Here is a 981-nt window from a genome sequence, read left to right as displayed (position 1 = left end):
TCGCAGCGTACAGAAATAATTGTAAGATCTTTCAGAAGAAAAATATAAAAGACATTATTTCCGAAGTGCTTTCAGAGCATGGTGTTGCATTTAAATTTGAACTCAAAAATACGTATCCCCAATATTCCTACAAAGTTCAGTATGAAGAATCTGATCTTGCTTTTGTTCAGCGCCTTCTAGCCGAAGAAGGGCTCTCTTTTTGCTTTAGTCACTCTAAATCATCCCATGTCCTAGATATTTTTGATGATGTAAGCTTTTACAAACCCAGTCCTGAGTTTATGGTCGATTTCGATACAGGCAGTTCAGAGTCGAGTCACATTTCTGCTTGGAACGAAACACAAGTTTTAACGACTAAATCAAGCCAGAAGTCTGGCTTCAATATGCTAAAACCAGCCTCACAACCCAAAAACGTAGCTGCTGGTGATACTGCACTGTTTACCGTACCTGCGAGTGAGTATTTTGAGTATCTGGGTGAAACAGAAAGTGACGATCAGTACTCGCTTCGAAACACTCACGCAATTGAATCCCTTCAACAGAACGTTTATCTATGTAGCGGAGAGGCGAGTTGTCGAACCTTTTCTGTGGGTAAATGTTTTAAGTTCAAAAAACACGAAGATAAATCGCGAGTAGGAAAAGAATATGTCTTGGCCTCTGTGGCGATTTTTGCTTCTGTGTTTAATCAAACTGGTCTGGGTGGCACCGCTTCTCAAGGTGTTCGTGTTGCGTTTAGTTGTGTGGACTCTAAAACCATTTTAAGGCCGGCGGTTACTTACCCTAAACCGCAAATTAAAGGTCTTCAAACAGCCATTGTGACTGGTAATAAAGACGGTGAGGTATACGTTGATAAACATGGCAGAATAAAAGTACAGTTCCATTGGGATCGTTTGGGTAAGTACGATGTAAATAGTTCGTGTTGGATTCGAGTTGCTCAAAGTGTTGCCGGAAATGGATGGGGTGCGGTGTTTCATCCTCGGGTAGGGC

1 protein-coding gene is annotated in these 981 nt (G+C 41.6%); it reads left to right on the top strand.

Features of this window, described 5'->3' with window-relative positions; genetic code table 11:
- On the top strand, window positions 1-981 hold a 981-nt coding region (gene tssI / locus R7040_RS25020; RefSeq protein ID WP_318097359.1), incomplete at both ends, for a type VI secretion system tip protein TssI/VgrG.

The sequence above is a fragment of the Vibrio sp. 1069 genome (assembly GCF_033340555.1).
This window is presented reverse-complemented; position numbering and strand designations above follow the sequence as displayed.